Here is a 22,543-nt window from a genome sequence, read left to right as displayed (position 1 = left end):
ATGAATAATCAATTTAAATATGGATTTTTGGGGATTACTTCTTTACTGTTTTGTGGCGCTTGCGTCACAAAACAGAATGAACAATTAAATATTTTGTTTATTACGGCTGATGATTTGGGTTATGAGTCATTGGGGTTCACAGGTAATACTACTCCTGATATTTCTCCTAATATTGACAGTTTGGCTACAGAGTCAATGCAATTCCGTAATGCCTTTGTGACTGTATCTGTAAGTCAACCATCTCGCTCTTCTTGGATTACAGGTCGCTATCCCCATCGTAATGGAGCTGTGGGGTTTAACCCAATCTGTAACGAAAACCCTATGTTGGGAAAACAAATGCGAAAAGCAGGTTATTTCACGGCTTTGTATGGTAAGGGTACTCATTTTGCGCCGATAACAGAAGAGCAATGGGATGACTGTGTTGCCGAATTGCCTAATTATGGTAGAGATGCTTCTGAATTTGAAAAAGTTATTGTAAAGAGTATAAAAGAATCGACTAAAAGGAATCGTCCTTTTTTTATTATTGCTAATTGTGCTGACCCACATCGTCCTTTCTATGGTACTCCCAATGATTATAAAGATACTCCTAAGCCTTCACGTGTTTATACGCCTAAGGAGGTAGATGTACCTGGATATTTGATGGATATTCCTGAAACACGTGAGGAACTATCGCATTATTATAGTTCTGTTAAGCGTATGGATGATATTGTTGGAAGAATGCTTCATGTTGTAGACTCTTTAGGAAAACGTGAAAATACGATCATTATTTATGCCTCAGATAACGGAGCCGCTCTTCCTTTTGCAAAAGGAAGTTGTTATTTACAGTCTCATAAGACCCCGCTGCTGATTCGTTATCCGGGTAAACCGGCTTCAGTTGATACTACTCATTTTATTTGCGGAATTGACATAATGCCTACTATCCTTGACATGGCTCATGCAGATAGTGTGCAAGGAATGGATGGATATTCATTCTATCCTTTATTGCAGGGTAAATCTCAACCGGAACGTGACCATGTGAATGTGGTATATCATCGTGAACATTTTATGCCTACTGAACAGCGTGCTTATCATGATAAAAAGTGGGGATATATTTATAATGAGTGGCGTGCATGGGAGTATGAACGAAAGATTAATTTTGTAGCAGATAACAATGTTGGCATCTTTGGTTGTGCTCAAGCGGATAGCGTACGTCAGCGTAAAGAATTCTATTTGCGGCGTGCGCCGGAAGAACTATACGACTATGAACAGGATCCTTTTGCCTTGCATAATTTGGTGGATGACCCTCGTTGTCAAGAGATATTATCTGATATGCGTACGAAAATGAAAGACTGGATGGAGTTTACTTGTGATTATTGTTGTTCAGGATATAATATTTATTTGAGCACTCTAAAAGAACAAAATAAGAAGTCGAATTTAAAATATAAGAATTGTCATGAATAAATATATACCTTTTTTTACACTTCTGACAATCTCAGCTACTGTAACTGCACAGAAAGCTAAAGGTTTGAATATTATCTTTATTTCAGCTGATGATTTAGGTTATGAATCTTTGGGATATACGGGTAATTCAACACCTGACATATCTCCTAATATAGATCGTCTTGCTTCGGAATCCGTGCAGTTTCACAATGCTTTTGTGACGGCTTCGGTAAGTCAGCCTTCACGTTCTTGCTGGGTGACAGGGCGCTATCCTCATCGCAATGGTGCCGTAGGTTTTAATCCTATATCTAATGATGAATTGATGTTGGGGCGTGAAATGAGAAAGGCCGGGTATTATACAGCTATATATGAGAAGGCAAATCATTATGCTCCTATATCTCCTGAGCATTGGGATGACTGTGTGCCTCATGTAGATGGTATGGGACGGGATGCTTCCGCTTTTGAACAATTAATTGTAAGAGGTATAAAGGCCGCTGAAAAACAACATCAACCTTTCTTTATAATGGCGAATTGTGCTGATCCTCATCGACCTTTTTATGGAACACCAAAGGATTATAAGAATGTACCCAAACCGTCACGAATTTACACTCCAAAAGAAGTGGATGTCCCTGGTTATTTGATGGATATACCCGAGACTCGAAGAGAATTAGCACATTATTATAGTTCAGTAAAACGATTGGATGATATTGTAGGGAGAATGCTTTATGTGGTTGATTCTTTGGGTAAAGATAAAAATACAATTATCATATTTGCTTCAGATAATGGTGCTGCTTTGCCTTTTGCAAAAGCAAGTTGCTATCTGCAATCTCATAAGACGCCTTTGTTAATAAAGTATCCGGGGAAAAAAAAGTTTGTGGACAGAACTCATTTTTTAAGTGGTATTGATATGATGCCTACAATTTTGGATATGGTGCATGCTAAAAAACTGGAAGGTATGGATGGATATTCATTCTTGCCATTACTCAACGGTGAAAAACAGCCGGAACGGGATCATGTCAATGTAGTGTTCCATCGCGGACATTTTGTTCCCACCGAACAACGTGCTTATCATAGCCAGAAATGGGGTTATATTTATAATGAATGGAGAGCATGGGAGCATCAACGAAACATTGAATTTGTTGCAGACAACAATGTGGGTATGTTTGGTCGGGCAGAAGCTGATAGTGTTCGTGCTAGAAAAGAGTTTTATTTGAAGCGTGCTCCGGAAGAATTGTACGATTACGAAAACGATCCATTTGCTTTGCATAATTTGGCTGAAGATCCTAAATATCGGAAAATCCTTTGGAATATGCGTGATAAAATGCATAATTGGATGGAGGCAACTAATGACTATTGTGGTTCCGGCTATAATATGTATGTTGCTCAAAAAAAGAGAGAAGAAAGACAAAATAGAATCAAAAAATAAGATTACGATGAATAAAAACATACAATTAATCCCTTTTCTGACACTTGCTGCAGCTAGCGTCAATGCACAACAGTCACAACCGAATATCTTATTTATTACTGCCGATGATTTGGGGTATGAATCTTTAGGGTATAATGGTAATTCTACACCAAACATCTCTCCCAATATAGATCGTTTGGCTTCTGAATCAATGCAATTTCATTGTGCATTTGTGACTGCATCTATCAGCCAGCCGTCACGTTCTTCTTGGATAACAGGTCGGTATCCTCACCATAATGGCACAGTGGGTTTTAATCCTATATCTAATGAAAATCCGATGTTAGGTAAGGAGATGAGACGAGGTGGATATTATACAGCTTTGTATGGTAAAGGAACTCATTTTGCTCCTATTACAGAGGAGCATTGGGATGATTGCGTACCTCACGTTACTGGTTCGGGTAGAAATGCAACGGAATTTGAGAAACTGTTAGTTAGAAGCATGAATGAATCGGAAAAAAGACATCAGCCATTTTTTATCATAGCTAATTGTGCCGATCCTCATCGTCCGTTCTATGGCACTTCGAAAGATTTTAAGAATGCTCCTAAACCTTCTCGTATTTATTCTCCTGATGAGGTGAATGTTCCCGGTTATTTGATGGATTTACCCGAAACACGCGATGAATTAGCACATTATTATAGTTCGGTAAAACGTTTGGACGATATTGTGGGACGTATGCTTCATGTGGTGGACTCATTAGGTAAACGTGAAAATACGATCATTATTTTTGCATCTGATAATGGGGCTGCTATTCCTTTTGCAAAAGGAAGTTGTTATTTACAGTCTCACAAAACCCCTTTATTGATAAGAATACCAAATAAATCTTCGTCTGTTGATACTACTCATTTTATTTGTGGCATTGACATGATGCCTACTATTTTGGATATGGCTCATGTTGGAAAAGTGGAAGGTATGGATGGTTTTTCTTTTTATCCATTGTTGGAAGGAAAAAAACAGCCGGAGCGTACTCATGTGAATGTGGTTTACCATCGTGACCATTTTGTACCTACTGAACAACGTGCTTATCATGACAAGAAATGGGGGTATATTTATAACGAATGGAGAGCTTGGGAAAATCATCGTGATATTAATTTTGTAGCTGATAATAATGTGGGTATGTTTGGTCGGGCAGAAGCTGATAGTGTTCGTGCTAGAAAAGAGTTTTATTTGAAGCGTGCTCCGGAAGAATTGTACGATTACGAAAACGATCCATTTGCTTTGCATAATTTGGCTGAAGATCCTAAATATCGGAAAATCCTTTGGAATATGCGTGATAAAATGCATAATTGGATGGAGGCAACTAATGACTATTGTGGTTCCGGCTATAATATGTATGTTGCTCAAAAAAAGAGAGAAGAAAGACAAAATAGAATCAAAAAATAAGATTACGATGAATAAAAACATACAATTAATCCCTTTTCTGACACTTGCTGCAGCTAGCGTCAATGCACAACAGTCACAACCGAATATCTTATTTATTACTGCCGATGATTTGGGGTATGAATCTTTAGGGTATAATGGTAATTCTACACCAAACATCTCTCCCAATATAGATCGTTTGGCTTCTGAATCAATGCAATTTCATTGTGCATTTGTGACTGCATCTATCAGCCAGCCGTCACGTTCTTCTTGGATAACAGGTCGGTATCCTCACCATAATGGCACAGTGGGTTTTAATCCTATATCTAATGAAAATCCGATGTTAGGTAAGGAGATGAGACGAGGTGGATATTATACAGCTTTGTATGGTAAAGGAACTCATTTTGCTCCTATTACAGAGGAGCATTGGGATGATTGCGTACCTCACGTTACTGGTTCGGGTAGAAATGCAACGGAATTTGAGAAACTGTTAGTTAGAAGCATGAATGAATCGGAAAAAAGACATCAGCCATTTTTTATCATAGCTAATTGTGCCGATCCTCATCGTCCGTTCTATGGCACTTCGAAAGATTTTAAGAATGCTCCTAAACCTTCTCGTATTTATTCTCCTGATGAGGTGAATGTTCCCGGTTATTTGATGGATTTACCCGAAACACGCGATGAATTAGCACATTATTATAGTTCGGTAAAACGTTTGGACGATATTGTGGGGCGTATGCTTTATATGGTCGACTCGTTAGGTAAGCGTGAAAATACGATTGTTATTTTTGCGTCCGATAATGGGGCTGCTCTTCCTTTTGCGAAGGGAAGCTGCTATCTGCAGTCTCACAAGACTCCATTATTAATAAGAATTCCAGGTAAGTCTTCATCGGTCGATTCTACTCATTTTATTTGTGGCATTGATATGATGCCTACTATTTTGGATATGGCTCATGTTGGAAAAGTGGAAGGTATGGATGGTTTTTCTTTTTATCCATTGTTGGAAGGAAAAAAACAACCGGAACGTACTCATGTGAATGTGGTTTATCATCGTGATCATTTTATGCCTACTGAGCAGCGTGCTTATCATGACCAGAAGTGGGGGTATATTTATAATGAATGGAGAGCATGGGAAAACCAGCGTGAAATTAATTTTGTGGCAGACAATAATGCTCACAAAATGTTTGGTAAGGCAGAAACAGATAGTGTTCGTTTAAGGAAAGAGTTTTTCTTGAAACGTGCCCCGGAAGAACTTTATGATTATGAACACGATCCATATGCTTTGCATAATTTGGCAGATGATCCTCAATATAGAAACGTATTGGTTGATATGCGTGCGAAAATGTTAAAATGGATGGAAGAGATGAATGATTATTGCTATTCTGGCTATACTATGTATGTGGCAAGGAATGGAAAACTAAATAAAAAGTAATTGAATGAAAAACTGGAATACAAATATTGTTATCATACTTCTATTATTGATATCATTACCGTTAGCATGTGCTAACTCTGAAGAAAAAGGCTGTAAAGAAGAAGATAGCGTGGAAACTCCAGATACAGATGATTCTGTTCCATTGGGAAAAGTCAAATTCTTTCCGATGTCAAAAAATGTCGCGAGTAATGTGGCTGTAATTAACACAATCAGATGGTCTGAAGCGGAGAAAGTAACTGCTTATTCTTTGCAAGGATTGGTCAACAGAGAAAAGGTTTGTATTTATATACTTCAACCGGGAGATAGAACTGCATATAACTTTTATAAGAGTAATGGGTATATGCCTAACGAAACGATCGAGACTAATATCTGGAAAGTGGCTAAGCAGTTTATACAATATTTTGATGGATTTGTAGCATACGATCCCGATGATTTCCATCAAATAGATTTGGCTACGAATATTTCGGGTGTCGAAAACAGATTAATGATCCCTATAGACAAGATTGACTATGTGAAAAATTCGTTTGGGACGAATGTTGATATCTTAGACTTACGCACACTGGGTTTGAATTCGTTAGTCGAAATGCACGATTGGTATATTAAGAATATATTTCCTAAGCAAAATAAAGAAGTGCTGGCTCTTGGCTCTAATGTACCTCATCACAATGTGTACAGAGATTATGCTATAGCTTTTAAGATACCTGTATTTTGGTTGCCGGGCAAAGCGGATGCCGATTATGATGCCAATTACGAGAAGAAGCTCTTTAAGATGCTTGAAAATACACCAACTAATATCCCTGTTTTAGGATTTTGGCCGTCTACCTATAATGGAAAAACATATGGATATTCTGAATACCAGGGTGTAGGTATGGCTGGACAGTATGGAAAGTTTACTGTGGTGAACGATTTCTTTGGTAATTATTCGTTTCATTCGGGGCTGAAACCCTGGAGTGATAAGTATGAACAGACTAAAGTCAGGAAGAAAAAAATGCATACTTATGATCCTCAAAAGAAGTATGTAGCCTTGATTATGATTGAAAGTGGAGATGCTATAGGGTATATGCAGGGCTTGTTTTGGGAAAGACAATGGGATCAGGAACATAGGGGTGATGTACCGGTTAGCTATGGAATAAATCCTTCTATGCAGTATTTGTTACCGGCGCAATTAAGATATTTATATGATACAGCTACTGAAAATAATTTTTTCTTTTGCTCTATTTCGGGTGCAGGATATTGTTATCCGTTTGAAGGCTATGGTTCTCGTACATGTAACCCTCAAAAAACGATAGATTCATATTTCAAGCAAACTGAGAATAATATGAAGCAAATGGATTTGGATATGTTGGGATTATATACACATCCTGCTAAATTTTTGGATAATAAAGATCGAAATCTATTGAATCATATTGCTAAAGTGGCTCCATCGATCAAGTCCTTTATTTTGGGAATGCATCATGTAAAAGGATTTGATGCTAATAATAGCCATGCCATGATTAACCAGAATGCAAGTTGGCATTATACGATTACGAATTTATTGCATTTAGAGGAAGAACTACCTGTTACGGAATGGGATAATAGAAACTATGATAAGAAAGCTGTTGATTATTTGATTGGTGAGATAAAAAAAGCTTCAACAAATGGTCAGTTTATTCAAGCGATGTTCTATTCCTGGACTTATGGACCAAGAAGATTGTATGCGGTAAAGGAACAATTAGAAAAAGAGGGGTATGTATTCGTTACTTTGAATGAATTTGATTATTTATATAGATTGTGGAAAACTGATAACTAACTAATAACTAACATTTATGAATAAGTTGAATTATTATCTGCTTGCTGTTTGCCTTGCAGGAGGATATATAGCAGAGGCGAAAGACGTCTTCCAGATAGGAATGGCGGACAATTCTTCAAAAGAATTTGCATTGGGCCCGGATAACTACAAACGTTTTGTGTATGAAGATTTCGGTTATGAAGATACCTATTATTTAGTGAATCACTCCAATTTGAAGGCAAAGTTCCCAGCAACATTGCCTGGACCGGCAGATACATGGGGAGGGACTTGGGGAACCTCAGGATGGCGTACACATGATATCAATATACTGTTTGGCGTAAAAAAAATGGAACCGGGTAAATGGACATTGGTGGTTGACTTGCTGGATTGTTCGCACTCTAATCCTCCTCTGCTGAAAATGAAAGTGAATGGAAAGTGGCAAAATTTTCGTTTAGCGGCCGGTGGCAGTGATAATAGCATTGATGGGGAGGTCAATAGATTGAAAGAACAGATATTGCGGTATGAAATTCCTGAAGGTGTGATTAAAGAAGGTGGAAACTGTATTAATTTTAATTCGATAGAAGGTTCGTGGCTTATCTTTGATCAAGTGCGCTTGGAAGGACCGGATAATGTGGTATTGGAAATACCGGACAAGGGTTTTGTTAGAGGTATTGAGGCTGCAAATTATACTTTGAGAGCCGAGAATAATAAGAGAATTCAACCTCTATTAGTGGATGTAGAACATTTAGAAGGTATGCCCCGATTATCTGTAATGTTGGATGGTGAGGAAATCCTTTCGCAAAAGATTGAGGCTGGAAGATATATTTTAGAAGCTCCTATGCCTGCTGTGACTCATCTTATTCAAAGTAATTATTCGGTGGCTATTGATGGTAAGGTCGTTAGAGAGGGTAAAATAGAACGTACTCCTCAAAAAGAACAAACTCTGGCTAATTATGTAGATACGCGTATTGGTACGGCTCATTCACGTTGGATGATCGCTCCGGGACCATGGATGCCTTTTAGTATGGTGAAAATGAGTCCCGATAATCAAAATAAAGGATGGCAGGCCGGATATCAATATAGTTTTGAGAGCATAGGCTGTTTCAGTCATATTCACGAATGGACAATGGCAGGGCTCGGTATGCTGGCTACCAATGGAAAGCTAATTTACCATGTAGGAGATCAAACCGATCCAAACTCCGGTTATCGTTCACGAGTAAACCGTGATACGGAAGAGGCTCCAATAGGACATTATAAAATATTTTTGGAAGATTACGGAATTAATGCGGAAGTAACGGCTACTACACGTTGTAGTTTTCAACGTTATACTTTCCCGAAAGATAGAGAGAATTCAAGAGTTTTGATAGATTTGCATATTCCGGCTGAATATAAATATATCCTCCCCGAAGTACAATTGAAAAAAGTGAGTGATTATCGTATTGAGGGTTTCGCACATCAATTGTCGAAAAGTGTATGGTATAAGGATGGTGACCAAGAATATACAGTACATTTTGTCATAGAGTTTGATAAGCCTATTAAACGTTTTGGAGGATGGCTGGATAATGAGTTGAATATTTCACCTAAAAACGATTTGTTGCAAGCTAAGAATTTGAAAGATGCAGGAGCGTTTGCCGAATTTGATACTTCATCCGACCAAGTTGTCCAGGTACGTACTGGTATTTCATTAGTTAGTATAACAAATGCAGCTGAAAATTTGCAGACAGAAATTTCTACACCTTTTGGTTGGAACTATGATGCGGTATGCCAGAATCAGATAGATGTTTGGAATGATATTTTTAATCGGGTGAAAATTACAACCAATGATCGTTCAGAGAAAATTCGTTTTTATAGTAATATGTATAGGGCAATTTGTAGCCGCAATACTTGGAGTGATGTTAATGGTGAATGGATTTCTGCAGATGAGAAAAAACGTAAACTACCGAATCCCAAGGAGGATGTGGCATTAGGGTGTGATGCTTTTTGGAATACATTTTGGAATTTGAACCAATTTTGGAATTTGGTTACACCGGAATGGAGTGGAAGGTGGGTACGTTCACAATTGGCTATGTATGATGCCAATGGTTGGCTGGCTAAAGGTCCTGCCGGAATGGAATATATTCCTGTTATGGTAGCTGAACATGAGATACCTTTGATTGTGGGTGCTTATCAGATGGGAATACGAGACTTTGATGTAGAAAAAGCATTTGAAGCATGCAAGAAGATGCAGACAACTCCTTCACAAAAAGTGGCAGGGGGAGTAGCTGGTAACCGTGATTTGGAAGCGTATTTGGAACATGGATTTGTTCCGATGGACAAGGGGCGTTTTTCTAATTCAATGGAGTATTCGTACGATAACTGGACAGTAGGACAATTGGCAAAATCGTTGGGTAAACAGCAAGATTATGAGCTGTTTAATGAGCGTGGATATTGGTGGAGGAATGCGGTGAATCCTAAGAACGGTTATTGCCATGTGCGGAAGAGCAATGGAGAGTGGTTGGAACCTTTTGATCCAATAGGTAGTAATGTGGATAGGCAATATGTGGAAGCAAATGCATGGCAGATGTCTTATTTCGTCCCGCAGGATATACCTGCATTGGCAAAATGGGTAGGTAAAAAGCGTTTTACCGATCGTTTAGATGAAGGATTTGAGAAAAGTTATAGTGTCCGTTATAATGCTCCTAATGACCAATATTGGGATTTTCCTGTGATTCAAGGTAATCAGCAGACTATGCATATGGCATTTATATTTAATCATGTGGGGAAACCTTGGTTGACCCAGAAATGGAGTAGGGCTATTATCGACAGATATTATGGCTGGGGAAAGGCTAATGCTTATTTGGGTGATGAAGATCAGGGGCAGATGAGTGCTTGGTTGTTGATGGCAGCTATGGGATTGTTCCAGATGGACGGTGGTTGTGCTGTTAATCCTACATATGAAATCGCAAGTCCGCTTTATGAAAAGATAGAAATTGATTTAGGCAAGCGATATGGACGTGGTGATAAGTTTGTAATTCGTGCTGATGGAGCTTCTCGTGAGAATAAGTATGTACAGAGTGCTATGTTGAATGGAAAGACTTTGAAATCTTTCAGTTTTCCGGCCTCTGAATTGTTGAAAGGCGGAGAACTCATTCTAAAAATGGGTAACAAGCCTAATAAAAAATGGGGTGTTCAATGAGTCTAAGTATTAGAAATAATGAGAGTTAAATTTGTAATATTGATTTTACTTTGTGTGGGAATAATATTCCCACACAAAAACTATGCTCAGAACGGACGTTTACCGAATAGTGACCTGTTTCCAATGTCTCCACAAAGCTCCTCCAAAATTGATGTGTTAAGAATGGATAAATTGACAGAGGCAGAGAGGTTAGTCGCTTATTCTTTACAGGGATTAGTAAATCGACAATGTCCTCAAATATACTTGCTCCATAGAAGCCAAACGGGTATTTTGGATTTTTATCGAGAGCATAAATATGTGAAGCGTGTGCGGGAGATTACAAAACTTGGTGAATTAGTCTCTTTATATAAGAAAGTTCCCAGAGGATTGGTCGTATTTGATCCAGAAAAGACGTATATGGTAAATTTAGCTTCCAACTTAGCGTCTGTAGAGGACCGTATAATGGTTGCCGAAAATTTGCTGGATAGTGTATTGGAAATTATGGGAAAGAAAACTAATGTGTTTGACCTTCGGCAGTTGAATCTTAAGGATGATGTAGAGGCTATTGATTGGTATATGGCGAATGTATTCCCTAAACAAAATCATCAAGCAATGTCTGTTGCTAACAATCATTCTATGAATAATATCTTTCGGGATTATCTGATTGCTTTTAAAATTCCTACCTTTTGGTTGCCAGGGAAAAAAGATATTGATTATTCTAAAGAATATGAAGAGAGGGTATTGAAACTATATCAAATAATGCCGGATAATATTCCGGTTCTTGGCTTTTGGCCTGCTAGGGATATAGATGGTAACAAGGTAGGATATCAAGAATTTCCTGGAGTAAAACTAGCTGGTGAGTATGCCAAATTCACGACAGTGAGTACGCATGTAGGCAATTATTCTTTTCATTCCGGAGTAAAAGTTGCCGGATATCAATATAAACAGACAAAGGTGCGTAATAAGCCTTGCCCCAAGTATGACAAAAGTAAGAAATATGTAGCATTGGTTATGACTGAAAGTGGAGATGCTCCGGGATATATGCTCACCAAGTTTAGGTCTTATCAGTGGGAGCAGCCAAATCGAGAGAAGGTACCTGTGAGCTATGGTATCAATCCGCTGATGCAATATTTGTATCCAGCTTTGACTAAATATTACTATGATTCAGCTTCGGAAAACAATTTCTTTTTCAATTCTATTTCTGGAGCGGGGTATTGTTATCCATTTGAAGGATATGGTTCGAAAACTAGCGATCCGGAAAAGACAGTACGAGAGTATTTCAAACTCACATCGGACAATATGAAAAAAATGGACCTGGATGTGTTGGCTCTTTATACACATCCTAAAAAAATGCTTTCGGGGACCGATTTACAATTGTTGGATACAATTGTGAAGTATGTACCGGTAATGAAGTCATTCGTGTTGGGTATGCATAAAGTAAATGGATATGATGCAGGGAATAGTCATGGTATATTGGAGGGGAATGTGTCTTATCACCATACGATAACTAGGTGGCCGAGTGGAAATGTGCATGGTTTCAATAAAGCTTATGAACCTTTGGATGAGAAAAAGGATGATTTTGCGGTAGAATATATGGTGAATGAAATACGTCGCAATAGTGCAGGTGGTAATTTTATTCAAGCTATGTTCTATTCATGGTTTTATGGCCCGAGACGTTTAGCGAAGGTGCAAGAAATTTTAGAGAAAGAAGGATACGTGTTTGTAACTTTAAATCATTTTGATAAGTTATACAGAGAAGCACAAAAATAATGGAATAAATAAAATTGAAATTATTGTGAAGAAGTATTTTTTATTACTTGTTTTTTTAGGAATGGTATGTATTACTTGGGCAAAACCTCCTAAAACTTACACTGTTCATCCCACCTATGCCGATATTAAATATGGTCTGCATGAACGTAATGTTCTGGATTTATGGATTGCAAAGTCAGACGTACCGACTCCACTTGTAATTTATGTGCATGGTGGTGGTTTCTCTGGTGGCTCCAAAGAGAAGTTGAACATGACTTACCTTAAAAAAATGTTGGCTAATGGTATATCGGTTGTTTCTGTCAACTATCGTTATTGTAAAGGAGAAAAAGATGGAGCTTTGGCTAGCATTGGTGATGTTAGGCGTGCGGTACAATATTTGAGAAGTCGTTCTAAGGAGTGGAATATCGATAAGCAGCATATAGGTATGTGGGGAGGTTCTGCCGGTGCTGGCGCTACTTTGTGGATTGCTTTTCATGATGAATTAGCAGACGCGGAATCAGACGATCCAGTATTACGAGAATCTTCCCGGTTACAGGCAGCATGCGGAGTGGCTGTACAAAGTACTTATGATACTTTTACATGGCCGGCACTTTTGAATATTTCTGAAGATTCTCCATTAATGAAACAGCTTCATGATAATTGGACTCCAAAATGGCTTGGATTGAAATCTATCAATGACAAAGATACGCCGCGTGGATTTCAGATGCGTAAAGATTTGGATATAATTTCAATGATAACTCCTGATGATCCTCCTTTCCTTGTATTTAATAATGCCAAAGGAACTATACCTCCTACAGAGTTCGGGCAAATGGTCCATCATCCATTGTTTGCGAAGATGCTTTATGAAAAAGGAAAAGAATGTCGGGTCGATTGCCGTGCATGTACTCCGAATGCTCCAGAATATGGATTGAATGATCCTATGATTGTTCCTGAATTTTTTATTAAGTATCTAAAAATATATTGATTTATATGGAAAATATGAAACAGAATTGGTTGTTTTTCTTTTTGCTAATTTGGGGATTAGTTACTCGTGTAGAGGCCATAAAGGCTATAGATAGTAAACATTTGGTGAAAGAAAAAAAATTCACGTTTGCAATAATTGGTGATCCGCAAGTAGCATCACGCGCTTATAAGAAGCAGGCTTTTGTAAATGCGTGGCAACAATTGGAGTTGATTTCAAAAGAAATTAGTGAAAGTGAGAAAAAGGTGGCATTTACTATTTCCATGGGAGATATTGTAAATAGTTTTGAGCCTCGTTCATTAGCTAATTTTACGGAATGTGTTAAAAACTTGAACACTCCTTTGTTTTTGGTTCATGGTAATCACGACAGTAAATTTCCTTATACGGAATATAGAGAGTATAGTGAAAAAATGACAGGTATCAGTGATATGTATTATTCGTTTGATGCCGGTAATTGGCATTTTATTATAACTCCTAGTCAAATAGATACTAATCATTCTTTAATGCAACAACCTGGATTTAAGGAATATGTTGATGGATTCACTCAGTGGTTGAAAGCCGATCTTGTTGCAAACAAGGATAAACCTACAGCTGTGTTTCAGCATTTTCATGCTATTCCGTTAGGTTTGACTCAATTGGAATGGTATACGCCTTCACGTAACCGTAGGCAAGAGTTGATGAATATTTTGTCAGAACATGGTAATGTGAAGTATTTTTTTAATGGACATATTCATAATGGCATTCATCCTGCTGTAAAACTGACTAAAATTTATCGAGGTATTACCTTTGTAACGGTTCCTTCCGGTATTCTTACTCGTCCTTTTCAGGATGAATTTCCAGAATATCGTTCGGGTGATAAGACAGGAGGTTATTATATGACAGTTGATGTGAAAGGTGACAAGTTTACTCTTTATGGACATTTAGCAGGCAATCCTAAACCTTATAAGTTTCCTGATACATTTGAGGTGATTGATGAATCAACAGAACCACGCTGGTTTTATAATATGCCGGAACGGGAATCTATACCTTTTTTGGTAAATGGCAACTTTAAAGATGGATTGGAGGGATGGAATAAAGTGTATCGTTATCAAGGAGATTATTTTAAAGCTTTTGTTGTAGAATCTAGTAAAGTTGCAGGACATAATTGTGCTACTATTGGAGTGCGCGCACCACAACCGGATTTATGGGGGAATGATGAATTTAATGAAATTTACCAGATTGTAGATGTAAAAGGCATGAGTACCCCGCGATTTAAAACGGAACTTTATTTTGAGAAGTTGCCTCAAAATGGTGGTGGCTTTATAAGAATTGTAGGTATGAATAAGAATGGTCATTGTTGTACTTTTTTCTTTCGCTGGGGACGCCAGTATGAATATAATGCTACTTTTATCCCAAGAGCAATGGATTATGAAATGCATGGTACACCTGCTAAATGGTCTTATCTGATCGATTTAGCAAAAGACAGGAAAATAGTCTTTATGGATATACCTGAGAAAGCGGGTAAATGGATGCCTATTGATATTAATTTGGCAGAGATATATGACATCGCTGTAGGGAAGAAAGGTGCTTTTGCTAAGATGAATATAGATAGAGTATATCTTGGGTTGGCAGCTTGGGCTAATAAGGAAGCTGGTTCTGAAAGTTTTGTGAACTACTCTAACGTATCACTTCGAGATAGTAAAAATTCGCCTATGACCATTGACGGTATGCCTGTGAATTATGAACATGCATTTCAAACAGATTTTGGAAGACAGGTTAGTGAGGCAATAATAAAGAAGCAAAAACGGTTAGGAAGTAAAAGATAATGTTTTATACGGATGATTTTTGTAGAAAATGTATTAAAGTGAAATTCTATCGAATATTTATAACTAGTTATTTATAGTTATGCAAACAATTAAGTGGGTATTAATATATCAGAGAATTTATGCTTCGTTGTCGTTGGTTATTTTATCGGTTGTTACTGTGGATGCAAAGGATCTCCGTCCCAATATTCTTTTCATTGTAGCGGATGATCTTGGCAAGGGGGATATTGCATGCTATGGTAATTCAATAGTTCATACACCAGTTATTGATGGTATTGCTGCAAATGGATTATGTTTGGATAAATATAGATCTGCCGCTCCTATTTCCGGTCCTAGTCGAGTTGCAATGATGACTGGGCGTTATTATGAAAGATCGGGCTTTCGGATGGCACATATAGAAAAGACTTCTTCGTTGGAAGAACCGTGGATAGCCCGTCAATTTCATGATGGTGGATACGCTACGGCATTGTTTGGTAAAGCTCATATAGGAGATAACAATTTTAAGGGGCGTGGATATGAATATTGGGTAGTAACTTCACCAGGAGGATGGGCGGATTATTATGATTACCCAATATTAAAAACTGGTGAAAAACGTCGTGTGTCAGATGGGAGTGTTTATGCCACAGATTTTATAACGAATGAAGTTATTTCTTTTATTGATGCCAATCATAAGGAAAAAACACGTCGTCCATTTTATGCTTATATTGGATATACAGCTCCTCACTTTCCTTTACAGGTACCTGAAGAAGAAATAACCCCTTACAAAGGTAAAAACTTAGCTGATGGTACTGAAGTTATTTACGGAATGATAACCCGTATGGATAAAAATATCGGACGAATTATTGAAAAGTTAAAGGATTTGGAAGAGTATGAAAATACAATAATAGTTTTTGTTTCTGATAATGGACCAACTTTTGGAACTTATCAAAAACTGTCACAAAAACGCTGGAATTGTGGTTTGGCAGGTGCTAAAGAATTTACGTTAGAGGGAGGAATTAATGTGCCGTGTGTAGTGCAATGGCCTAAACGTATTGCTGCTTCTAATTCTGTATGTAATACTTCTATGACAGGGTTGGATTGGGCTCCAACCTTGCTTGATGCTGCAGGAATTACCCCTTCAGGTAAACCCTTTGATGGTGTGAGTTTTTTAGCTTCTCTTATGAATAAAGATTGTAAGACTTCTGTTCCAATACGTATGTGGTCTTATAATAAAGCATATATGACGGATATTTCTAATGTTGCAGTAATTGATGGAGAGTGGAAACTTTATCGTCCACAAATAGAAGTACTTAATCGCTGGGATAACAAAGGGCGTGTTCCACAAGTGGTAACTCCAACTGAATGGCAACTGTTTAATTTGTCATCAGATCCTGGAGAGAAAGTGAATGTAATTTCATCTGAGCCGGAACGGACTACTAAAATGTTGGAATGTTTTAATAACTGGTGGAAAGAAGTTTTAAATGAAAATAGGGAAATTAGTGGAGAGGATATTAATCCTTAGAAAAAATATCTACTTTAGATGTAAAAAAAGAAACTAAAATCTGTGTTACTGAACAATCATATTCTAATAAAAAAATAAGATGAAAAAAGTTTTAGTATTATTGGTGGTATTCTGTACCTTGTCAGCTATGATTGATAAAAAACCGAAAGTGTTGATTCTGGGTGATTCAATCAGTATGGGATATACACGTTTTGCAAAAGAAAAATTAGAAAGTATTGCTGATGTTTATCGTCCTGATGATAACTGTGGTGGTACTACTAAAGGGGTACAATTTATAGATCAATGGCTGAAAATTAATGGTGGAAATTGGGATGTTATACATTTTAATTTTGGTTTGCATGATTTGAAACATGTGGATCCGAAGACTGGTTTGAATAGCATAAATCCTAATGATCCTCAACAAGCCGATGTGAAAACTTATATACAAAATCTTGAAGCTATGATTATAAAAATGAAAGCTACTGGAGCACAGTTGATATTTGCTACTACCACTCCATATCCCAAAGGTACTACTCCTTATCGTGATCCTGATATGGCAGTTGCATATAACAAAGCTGCATTAGAATTATGTGAAAAATATGATATTAAAGTGGATGACCTGTATTCGTTAGTAGAACATCGACTTAAAGAATTACAACGTCCGCTAAATGTACATTTCAAACCTAATGGTTCGAAGCTACTTGGCTATCAAGTTGCCGAAAGTATTATACAAGTATTGAAAACAAAAAAATAAAAAAGTATGTTGAAGAAGAATTTATTAATGACAGTTTTATTATTATTTACCATTGGATTGTTTGCGCAGAAGAGCATTGATTTCTCAATTTTTGAGAAAAGACAGTATGAAAAAAATGGAGTAGTTCTTCCATATCGTATTATGTATCCCGAACAGATGAAAAAGGGGGAAAAATATCCTCTTGTACTTATGTTACATGGTATGGGACGCTGTGGTAATGATAACGAAGGGCAGCTTAATCTTGGTGGTACCATGTTTATGAATAAAGATAATCGGAATAATTTTCCTTGTATTGTAATCTATCCACAAGCTCCCAAAACGACTCCGTTTGTTAGAGTAAATGAAGAGGGGGGGATTTACCTGGAGGATGGCAAAAGTTTGATAAAGAGGGAATCAAATCGAAAGGTTTATCAGTAGAACTTTCTGAATATGGAGAAATGGCTTTTGAACTGGTGGAACAGTTACGTAAGTCGAAAAATGTAGATAATCAACGAATTTATATTGCTGGTGTATCAATGGGAGCATTTACTACTTATCAGTTGATTGCTAAACATCCAGATGTATTTGCGGCGGCAATTACTATTTGTGGTGCTACTCCTTTGAATTGTGTGGAAGAGTGGGGAAACAAAGTACCCATTTGGATTTTTCATGGTGAAAAAGACAAGGTTGTTCCAGTAGATGCTACTCGTGGTGTATATGACAAATTAGAAAAGATGGGAGTTGAAAATTATAAATATACTGAATATGAGAATATGGGACATGGAATTTGGGGAAAAGTCTTTGCAGAACCTGAGTTTTTACAATGGCTTTTTATGTTTAAGAAATATCATATTGATTAAATAGACTTTTGATTGATAAATGAAAAATATATTTATAAAACTATTTTTGATTGGTCTGTTGTTTGTAAATGTAGCTCAAGCAACAGTTACAAGTTGGTGGCCTACTCAAAAAAAACCAGATTACATATTGCGATGTGTATTATCTAATAGTAATGATACTAGAGAGATGAATTTAGCTCAATCTTTAGCTGGGCTTGCGGCTCAAGGAGTGAATGATGGATCTGGCAATGAGGGGCTTTGGATTGAAACTCATTCAGCTGATTATCAATTGTATTATAAGAAATGGGTAAAACGTCTTGAAGTAAAGGAATTAGGGGCTATGCCTGTTTGGGAGATTGTAGAACGTTATAAAAAACAAGGTTATGTAAAAGGATATATTTTATATGATTATGATAAAAAAGATAATTCTATCAATTTAGCGACGGTACAGGCTGGTTTATTAAAAGGGATTCTTGTAGATATAACTCAGGAGGACAAAGCTAAAAAAATGGGCTTAAAAAAATTGTATAATACTATAAATAAAGATATTACGTCCTGTTTATTTAATGAATATAAGTCGCAGTTGAACAATAATTTTATTGTATTGATAAATCCCGAAATAGCTAATAATAGAGATTATGTTATAGCACATAAAGGAATGGTTTATTATGGAGTGAATGATTTATTGGATACTATTTTGGAGTGGGTATGTCCTTTGTCACCAGTAATTGGCTGGAATAGCGGACCTGAGTTTCAACATATTGCTCCTTGTTCAAATTGGGGATTAATCAATACTGCTTCAGATTGGTGTATGAATTTGACTATGCTTTCTGTGGCAGGAAATGAGAAGATTAAAAAACTAAAATCGGTCAACCCTGCTAAATTAACTTGGAAATCTAATGTAATATATCATTCTTTTGTAATGAGTGATGGGGATAATATGCAATGGACAATGGGGAGTTTTATTAATAAATCTGACTATTGGAGTAATGAATATAATAGTGAGATTCCAATGACTTTTACAACTTGTATGGTGAATCTATCGATGGCTGCACCAGATGTTTTGAGTGTATTAATGGAAACTCAACCCAAGCATGTATCGCTTCTTGAATATGGGGGCGGTTATTACTATCCGGATTTATTTGCTTCTAAACGTCCTAACAGGGAAGAATTATTGCGGAATTTTGCACGTATTGTAAGTGGGCATTTGCAGAGGATAGGTCTTAAAGTTTTTGGCTTTATTTGTAATGATCTTGATTCGAAAGAGTCTTTAGAGGCATATAGAATCTTTGCTGAGGAGCTGGAAGATATTGTTGGAATGATTGCAGTGCAATATGTACCTTATAATGGTGGATATGGTAAAACTTTTTGGATGAAAGATCGGAAAGGAAATGATATACCTGTGCTCTCTGCACGTAATCAAATTTGGGCGAATGAGAAAGAAAAGAGATCGGGCACTCCTTCAATGATTGCAGCGAACATTAATGAGGATGTTGTTAATAGGACTATAGAAGGTGACATAGCATGGACTATTGTTCATGCTTGGTCGTGTTTTGAAAAGAAATCGAATGGAGAGATAATTTGTACAGCAGAGAAAAAACGTTCATCAAGAGGAGTTACTCCAGCGTATTGGTGTAAGCGATTACTAAACGAGAAAGTACAAGTTGTTCCTATTGATGAATTGCTATGGCGTATAAGAATGAAACATAATTTGAAATAAGCAAAAGCGGTTGTTAAGATATAAACTATTGACCTTTTGTACTACTCAGGTATATGAAGTCGGGATATTCTGAAAATATAAGGTAATTGATTCATTGCAAGTTAGTTAATTTTCGGTGAATTCTCGGTAAGTAAGCGAAGAATATGAACGCTTGTCTGGAGGGACATTGGGTTTTCAATTCTTTTGTATCTAAGTTTGAGCCTGTTGCTGATGAGGCTTGATTTATCTTTTGCAAATCGTTAGTTTATCCCATAGAATAGCTTAACTTTGTTGCTAACTAAAAAAGGCCGCGTAATATGAATCAAGTAAAAAAGAATCCCTTACGGAATATCCGATTTTGATCAGTTGAGAAACGAAAACTGTTATTTTGTGGATAAAACCATGTATTTGTCGTTAATAGAACAAATGCCGAACTATTTGTTTCTTACCCGGCCGAGACGTTTCGGCAAAAGTGTCTTCATTAGTATGATGCGTACTTATTATGACATATTGCAACGGAATAACTTTGAGAAATATTTTGGTGATTTATGGATTGCTTCCCATCCTACCGACCAGCGTAACCGCTTTCAGGTTCTCTATTTTGATTTTTCCAAGGCTGGCTGTTCCGGAGTGAGTGACGGATTGATGGCAAGTTTCAATGAGTATTGTGGGTTGGTTATCAATCAATTCGCAGATGACTATGCCTCTTTTTATGAACCGGATTTTAAATCCACTATTGAAAGTCTTAGCAATGCCAAAGCTAAGCTGGCTTATATCGAGATAAAGGCAAAATCCAAGGGGTATCCTCTTTATCTTATCATTGATGAATACGATAATTTTACAAATGTCATATTAAGCGAGCACGGTCAGAAGATGTTTCATGATCTTACCCATGCAAGTGGCTTCTATCGTGAATATTTCAAGCAATATAAAGGGATGTTCGACCGTATTTTCCTGATGGGAGTCAGTCCGGTTACGTTGGACGATTTATCTAGCGGATATAATATAGATTGGAATATTTCGACAGATTGTCGTTTTAATGCTATGATGGGCTTTAGCGAAACGGAAGTGCGTAAGATGTTTCAATATTATCAGGACAGCAGTATGCTGATCGGTGACGTTGAGGCTATGATAGCAGGGATGAAACCTTGGTATGATAATTACTGTTTTGCCCGGATGAGTTTGAATGACGACAGGGTTTTCAACTGTGATATGACTTTATATTACTTAAGTAGCCAAGTACAGAAACATCGTGCTCCTGAAGATATGGTGGATAAAAACATTCGTACCGATTACAGTAAATTGAAAATGCTTGCCCGTATCGATCATGATGGTAGTCACGAGGGTAGTCGTATGAGTACTATTGAAGAGATTGCTGCAAAAGGTGAGATATTGGTCAACCTTCATACTTCATTCCCGGCTGAGAAAGTGGCTGATATTGATAATTTCCGCAGTCTGCTTTATTATTACGGACTACTGACCATGTGCGGTACACGTGGAGACTTGATTCGTATGTGTATTCCCAATCATTGTGTACGCGAGCAATATTTTGGCTTTTTGCATGATTATTATCAGAAATATAGTTCTATTGATTTGCATTACCTCAATGTAATGCTGACCGATCTCGCTTACGACGGTTGTTGGAAACCTTTTTTTGAGTCCGTAGCCCGTGCTTATCGTGAGAATTCATCTGTGCGTGACGGTATGGAAGGAGAAAGAAATTTGCAGGGGTTCCTTAAGGCTTATCTTGCATTGGTTTCTTATTATCTGGTAGAACCGGAATTGGAAATGAATTATGGTTACTGTGATTTTTTCCTGTTGCCGGATAAACAACGTTATCCGGATATAGAGCATAGTTATATCATCGAACTTAAATATGCTGCCCGTACAGCTACTGATGTTGAGCTTGCCGCACAAATTGAGGAAGGACATCGGCAGTTATTTCAATATAGTGAAGATAAAAAGGCTAGACAACTGGCTACTGGGACAACTCTTCATCGGTTGCTGATTCAATTTCGCGGTTGGGATATGGTGCGCTGTGAAGAAGTGTAAATTCTGGCAACCTTTACCATCTTAGGTTCCCGTACGTGCTATCTCCGCCCGTATTCTGCTGAGTGACTGTGGTGTAATCCATAAGTAAGATGCGATATGTTTCAAAGGTACATATTGCAGCAACTCTGGAGTCTCTTTTATGAGAGTAAGATAACGTTCCTTTGCACGTGGGCTTCCGGAGTGTATAAGCCAGTTTTCCTGCAAAAGCAACTGGCGTTCCATGAGTCTGAGTCCCAGATTGGCAAGTCCCAAAGAAGAAGCAAACAATTGGTCTAAGGCTGTGCGTGAAATACAATAAGCCACGCTGTCGCACATGGCTTCGATATTGATTAATGAATAGCTATTGTCCACGTATCCCCAGACGGAAAAGGCGACTTCTCCTTCTGAAGCAAACCAGATAGTCGAATCCACTCCGTCTTTATGATAATAGGCTCGCCATATTCCTGTCTTTATGAAATAAAGATTACTGTTCTTTGTGCCTTCGCGCACAACAAATTCCTTTTTATTGAAATGTACTTCTTCCATACAGTCCAGTAAAGCCTGGACGTCGGTTTGCGATATCTTATATCTGTCACAGAGTTGCTCAATGAATGCATTCATGTTACAAAGATA

Annotated in this window: 16 protein-coding genes; 15 read left to right on the top strand and 1 reads right to left on the bottom strand. The window is 37.4% G+C overall.

What is annotated here, in order from left to right:
* From ACNOGP_RS21785 to ACNOGP_RS21715, 15 genes are all read left to right on the top strand, one after another.
* Positions 1–1,440, top strand: a complete 1,440-nt coding sequence (locus ACNOGP_RS21785) for a sulfatase (RefSeq protein WP_418213719.1) — start codon at positions 1–3, stop codon at positions 1,438–1,440.
* Positions 1,433–2,845, top strand: coding sequence for a sulfatase (locus ACNOGP_RS21780; RefSeq protein ID WP_418213718.1), 1,413 nt, complete (start codon positions 1,433–1,435; stop codon positions 2,843–2,845). The genes ACNOGP_RS21785 and ACNOGP_RS21780 overlap by 8 nt, the downstream gene beginning before the upstream one ends.
* Before the next feature lie 7 nt (positions 2,846–2,852).
* Positions 2,853–4,265, top strand: coding sequence for a sulfatase (locus ACNOGP_RS21775; protein WP_418213717.1), 1,413 nt, complete (start codon positions 2,853–2,855; stop codon positions 4,263–4,265).
* A 7-nt stretch (positions 4,266–4,272) separates the two neighbouring features.
* Entirely contained in the window at positions 4,273–5,673 is a 1,401-nt protein-coding gene (locus ACNOGP_RS21770) for a sulfatase (protein WP_418213716.1), read from the top strand.
* Between the two features lie 4 nt (positions 5,674–5,677).
* Positions 5,678–7,462 carry a GxGYxYP domain-containing protein gene (locus ACNOGP_RS21765; RefSeq protein WP_418213715.1) on the top strand — a complete coding sequence of 595 codons (1,785 nt, stop codon included), beginning with the start codon at positions 5,678–5,680 and terminating at the stop codon, positions 7,460–7,462.
* Between the two features lie 16 nt (positions 7,463–7,478).
* Positions 7,479–10,616 (top strand): GH92 family glycosyl hydrolase, encoded by a 3,138-nt coding sequence (locus tag ACNOGP_RS21760; protein ID WP_418213714.1) that lies wholly within the window; start codon positions 7,479–7,481, stop codon positions 10,614–10,616.
* Positions 10,617–10,778: 162 nt separating this feature from the next.
* On the top strand, positions 10,779–12,365 hold the full coding sequence (locus ACNOGP_RS21755) for a GxGYxYP domain-containing protein (protein WP_418213713.1): 1,587 nt from the start codon (positions 10,779–10,781) through the stop codon (positions 12,363–12,365).
* Between the two features lie 25 nt (positions 12,366–12,390).
* Positions 12,391–13,329: an alpha/beta hydrolase fold domain-containing protein gene (locus ACNOGP_RS21750; protein ID WP_418213712.1), complete on the top strand. Its 939-nt coding sequence runs from the start codon at positions 12,391–12,393 to the stop codon at positions 13,327–13,329.
* Between the two features lie 5 nt (positions 13,330–13,334).
* The gene (locus ACNOGP_RS21745; RefSeq protein WP_418213711.1) at positions 13,335–15,131 is read left to right on the top strand and encodes a metallophosphoesterase family protein; all 1,797 of its coding nucleotides are present in this window, start codon (positions 13,335–13,337) and stop codon (positions 15,129–15,131) included.
* A gap of 79 nt (positions 15,132–15,210) precedes the next feature.
* Positions 15,211–16,629 (top strand): sulfatase-like hydrolase/transferase, encoded by a 1,419-nt coding sequence (locus ACNOGP_RS21740; RefSeq protein WP_418213710.1) that lies wholly within the window; start codon positions 15,211–15,213, stop codon positions 16,627–16,629.
* A 79-nt stretch (positions 16,630–16,708) separates the two neighbouring features.
* Positions 16,709–17,362, top strand: coding sequence for an SGNH/GDSL hydrolase family protein (locus ACNOGP_RS21735; protein WP_418213709.1), 654 nt, complete (start codon positions 16,709–16,711; stop codon positions 17,360–17,362).
* A 6-nt stretch (positions 17,363–17,368) separates the two neighbouring features.
* Positions 17,369–17,779 (top strand): hypothetical protein, encoded by a 411-nt coding sequence (locus tag ACNOGP_RS21730; protein WP_418213708.1) that lies wholly within the window; start codon positions 17,369–17,371, stop codon positions 17,777–17,779.
* Positions 17,755–18,201, top strand: coding sequence for a prolyl oligopeptidase family serine peptidase (locus ACNOGP_RS21725; protein ID WP_418214788.1), 447 nt, complete (start codon positions 17,755–17,757; stop codon positions 18,199–18,201). Before ACNOGP_RS21730 ends, ACNOGP_RS21725 begins: the two co-directional genes overlap by 25 nt.
* Positions 18,202–18,220: 19 nt before the next feature.
* Positions 18,221–19,900, top strand: a complete 1,680-nt coding sequence (locus tag ACNOGP_RS21720; protein WP_418213707.1) for a hypothetical protein — start codon at positions 18,221–18,223, stop codon at positions 19,898–19,900.
* A 369-nt stretch (positions 19,901–20,269) separates the two neighbouring features.
* The gene (locus ACNOGP_RS21715; RefSeq protein WP_418213706.1) at positions 20,270–21,931 is read left to right on the top strand and encodes an AAA family ATPase; all 1,662 of its coding nucleotides are present in this window, start codon (positions 20,270–20,272) and stop codon (positions 21,929–21,931) included.
* A 21-nt stretch (positions 21,932–21,952) separates the two neighbouring features.
* On the opposite strand, the gene ACNOGP_RS21710 is transcribed toward ACNOGP_RS21715, so the two are convergent.
* Complete coding sequence (locus ACNOGP_RS21710; protein ID WP_418213705.1) at positions 21,953–22,531, bottom strand: Crp/Fnr family transcriptional regulator; 579 nt, start codon at positions 22,529–22,531, stop codon at positions 21,953–21,955.
* Between the last annotated feature and the right edge of the window lie 12 nt (positions 22,532–22,543).

Origin of the sequence: Bacteroides difficilis (assembly GCF_048319815.1) — a bacterium.
GTDB classification, from domain to species: Bacteria; Bacteroidota; Bacteroidia; order Bacteroidales; family Bacteroidaceae; genus Bacteroides; species Bacteroides zhangwenhongii.
The sequence above is the reverse complement of the archived record's forward strand: the minus strand, read 5'-3'. Positions and strand labels throughout refer to the sequence as shown.

Coding starts and splice junctions, on each gene's coding strand:
- ACNOGP_RS21785 (WP_418213719.1), top strand. CDS start 1: ATGAATAATCAATTTAAATATGGATTTTTGGGGATTACTTCTTTACTG.
- ACNOGP_RS21780 (WP_418213718.1), top strand. CDS start 1,433: ATGAATAAATATATACCTTTTTTTACACTTCTGACAATCTCAGCTACT.
- ACNOGP_RS21775 (WP_418213717.1), top strand. CDS start 2,853: ATGAATAAAAACATACAATTAATCCCTTTTCTGACACTTGCTGCAGCT.
- ACNOGP_RS21770 (WP_418213716.1), top strand. CDS start 4,273: ATGAATAAAAACATACAATTAATCCCTTTTCTGACACTTGCTGCAGCT.
- ACNOGP_RS21765 (WP_418213715.1), top strand. CDS start 5,678: ATGAAAAACTGGAATACAAATATTGTTATCATACTTCTATTATTGATA.
- ACNOGP_RS21760 (WP_418213714.1), top strand. CDS start 7,479: ATGAATAAGTTGAATTATTATCTGCTTGCTGTTTGCCTTGCAGGAGGA.
- ACNOGP_RS21755 (WP_418213713.1), top strand. CDS start 10,779: ATGGATAAATTGACAGAGGCAGAGAGGTTAGTCGCTTATTCTTTACAG.
- ACNOGP_RS21745 (WP_418213711.1), top strand. CDS start 13,335: ATGGAAAATATGAAACAGAATTGGTTGTTTTTCTTTTTGCTAATTTGG.
- ACNOGP_RS21740 (WP_418213710.1), top strand. CDS start 15,211: ATGCAAACAATTAAGTGGGTATTAATATATCAGAGAATTTATGCTTCG.
- ACNOGP_RS21735 (WP_418213709.1), top strand. CDS start 16,709: ATGAAAAAAGTTTTAGTATTATTGGTGGTATTCTGTACCTTGTCAGCT.
- ACNOGP_RS21730 (WP_418213708.1), top strand. CDS start 17,369: ATGTTGAAGAAGAATTTATTAATGACAGTTTTATTATTATTTACCATT.
- ACNOGP_RS21720 (WP_418213707.1), top strand. CDS start 18,221: ATGAAAAATATATTTATAAAACTATTTTTGATTGGTCTGTTGTTTGTA.
- ACNOGP_RS21710 (WP_418213705.1), bottom strand. CDS start 22,531: ATGAATGCATTCATTGAGCAACTCTGTGACAGATATAAGATATCGCAA.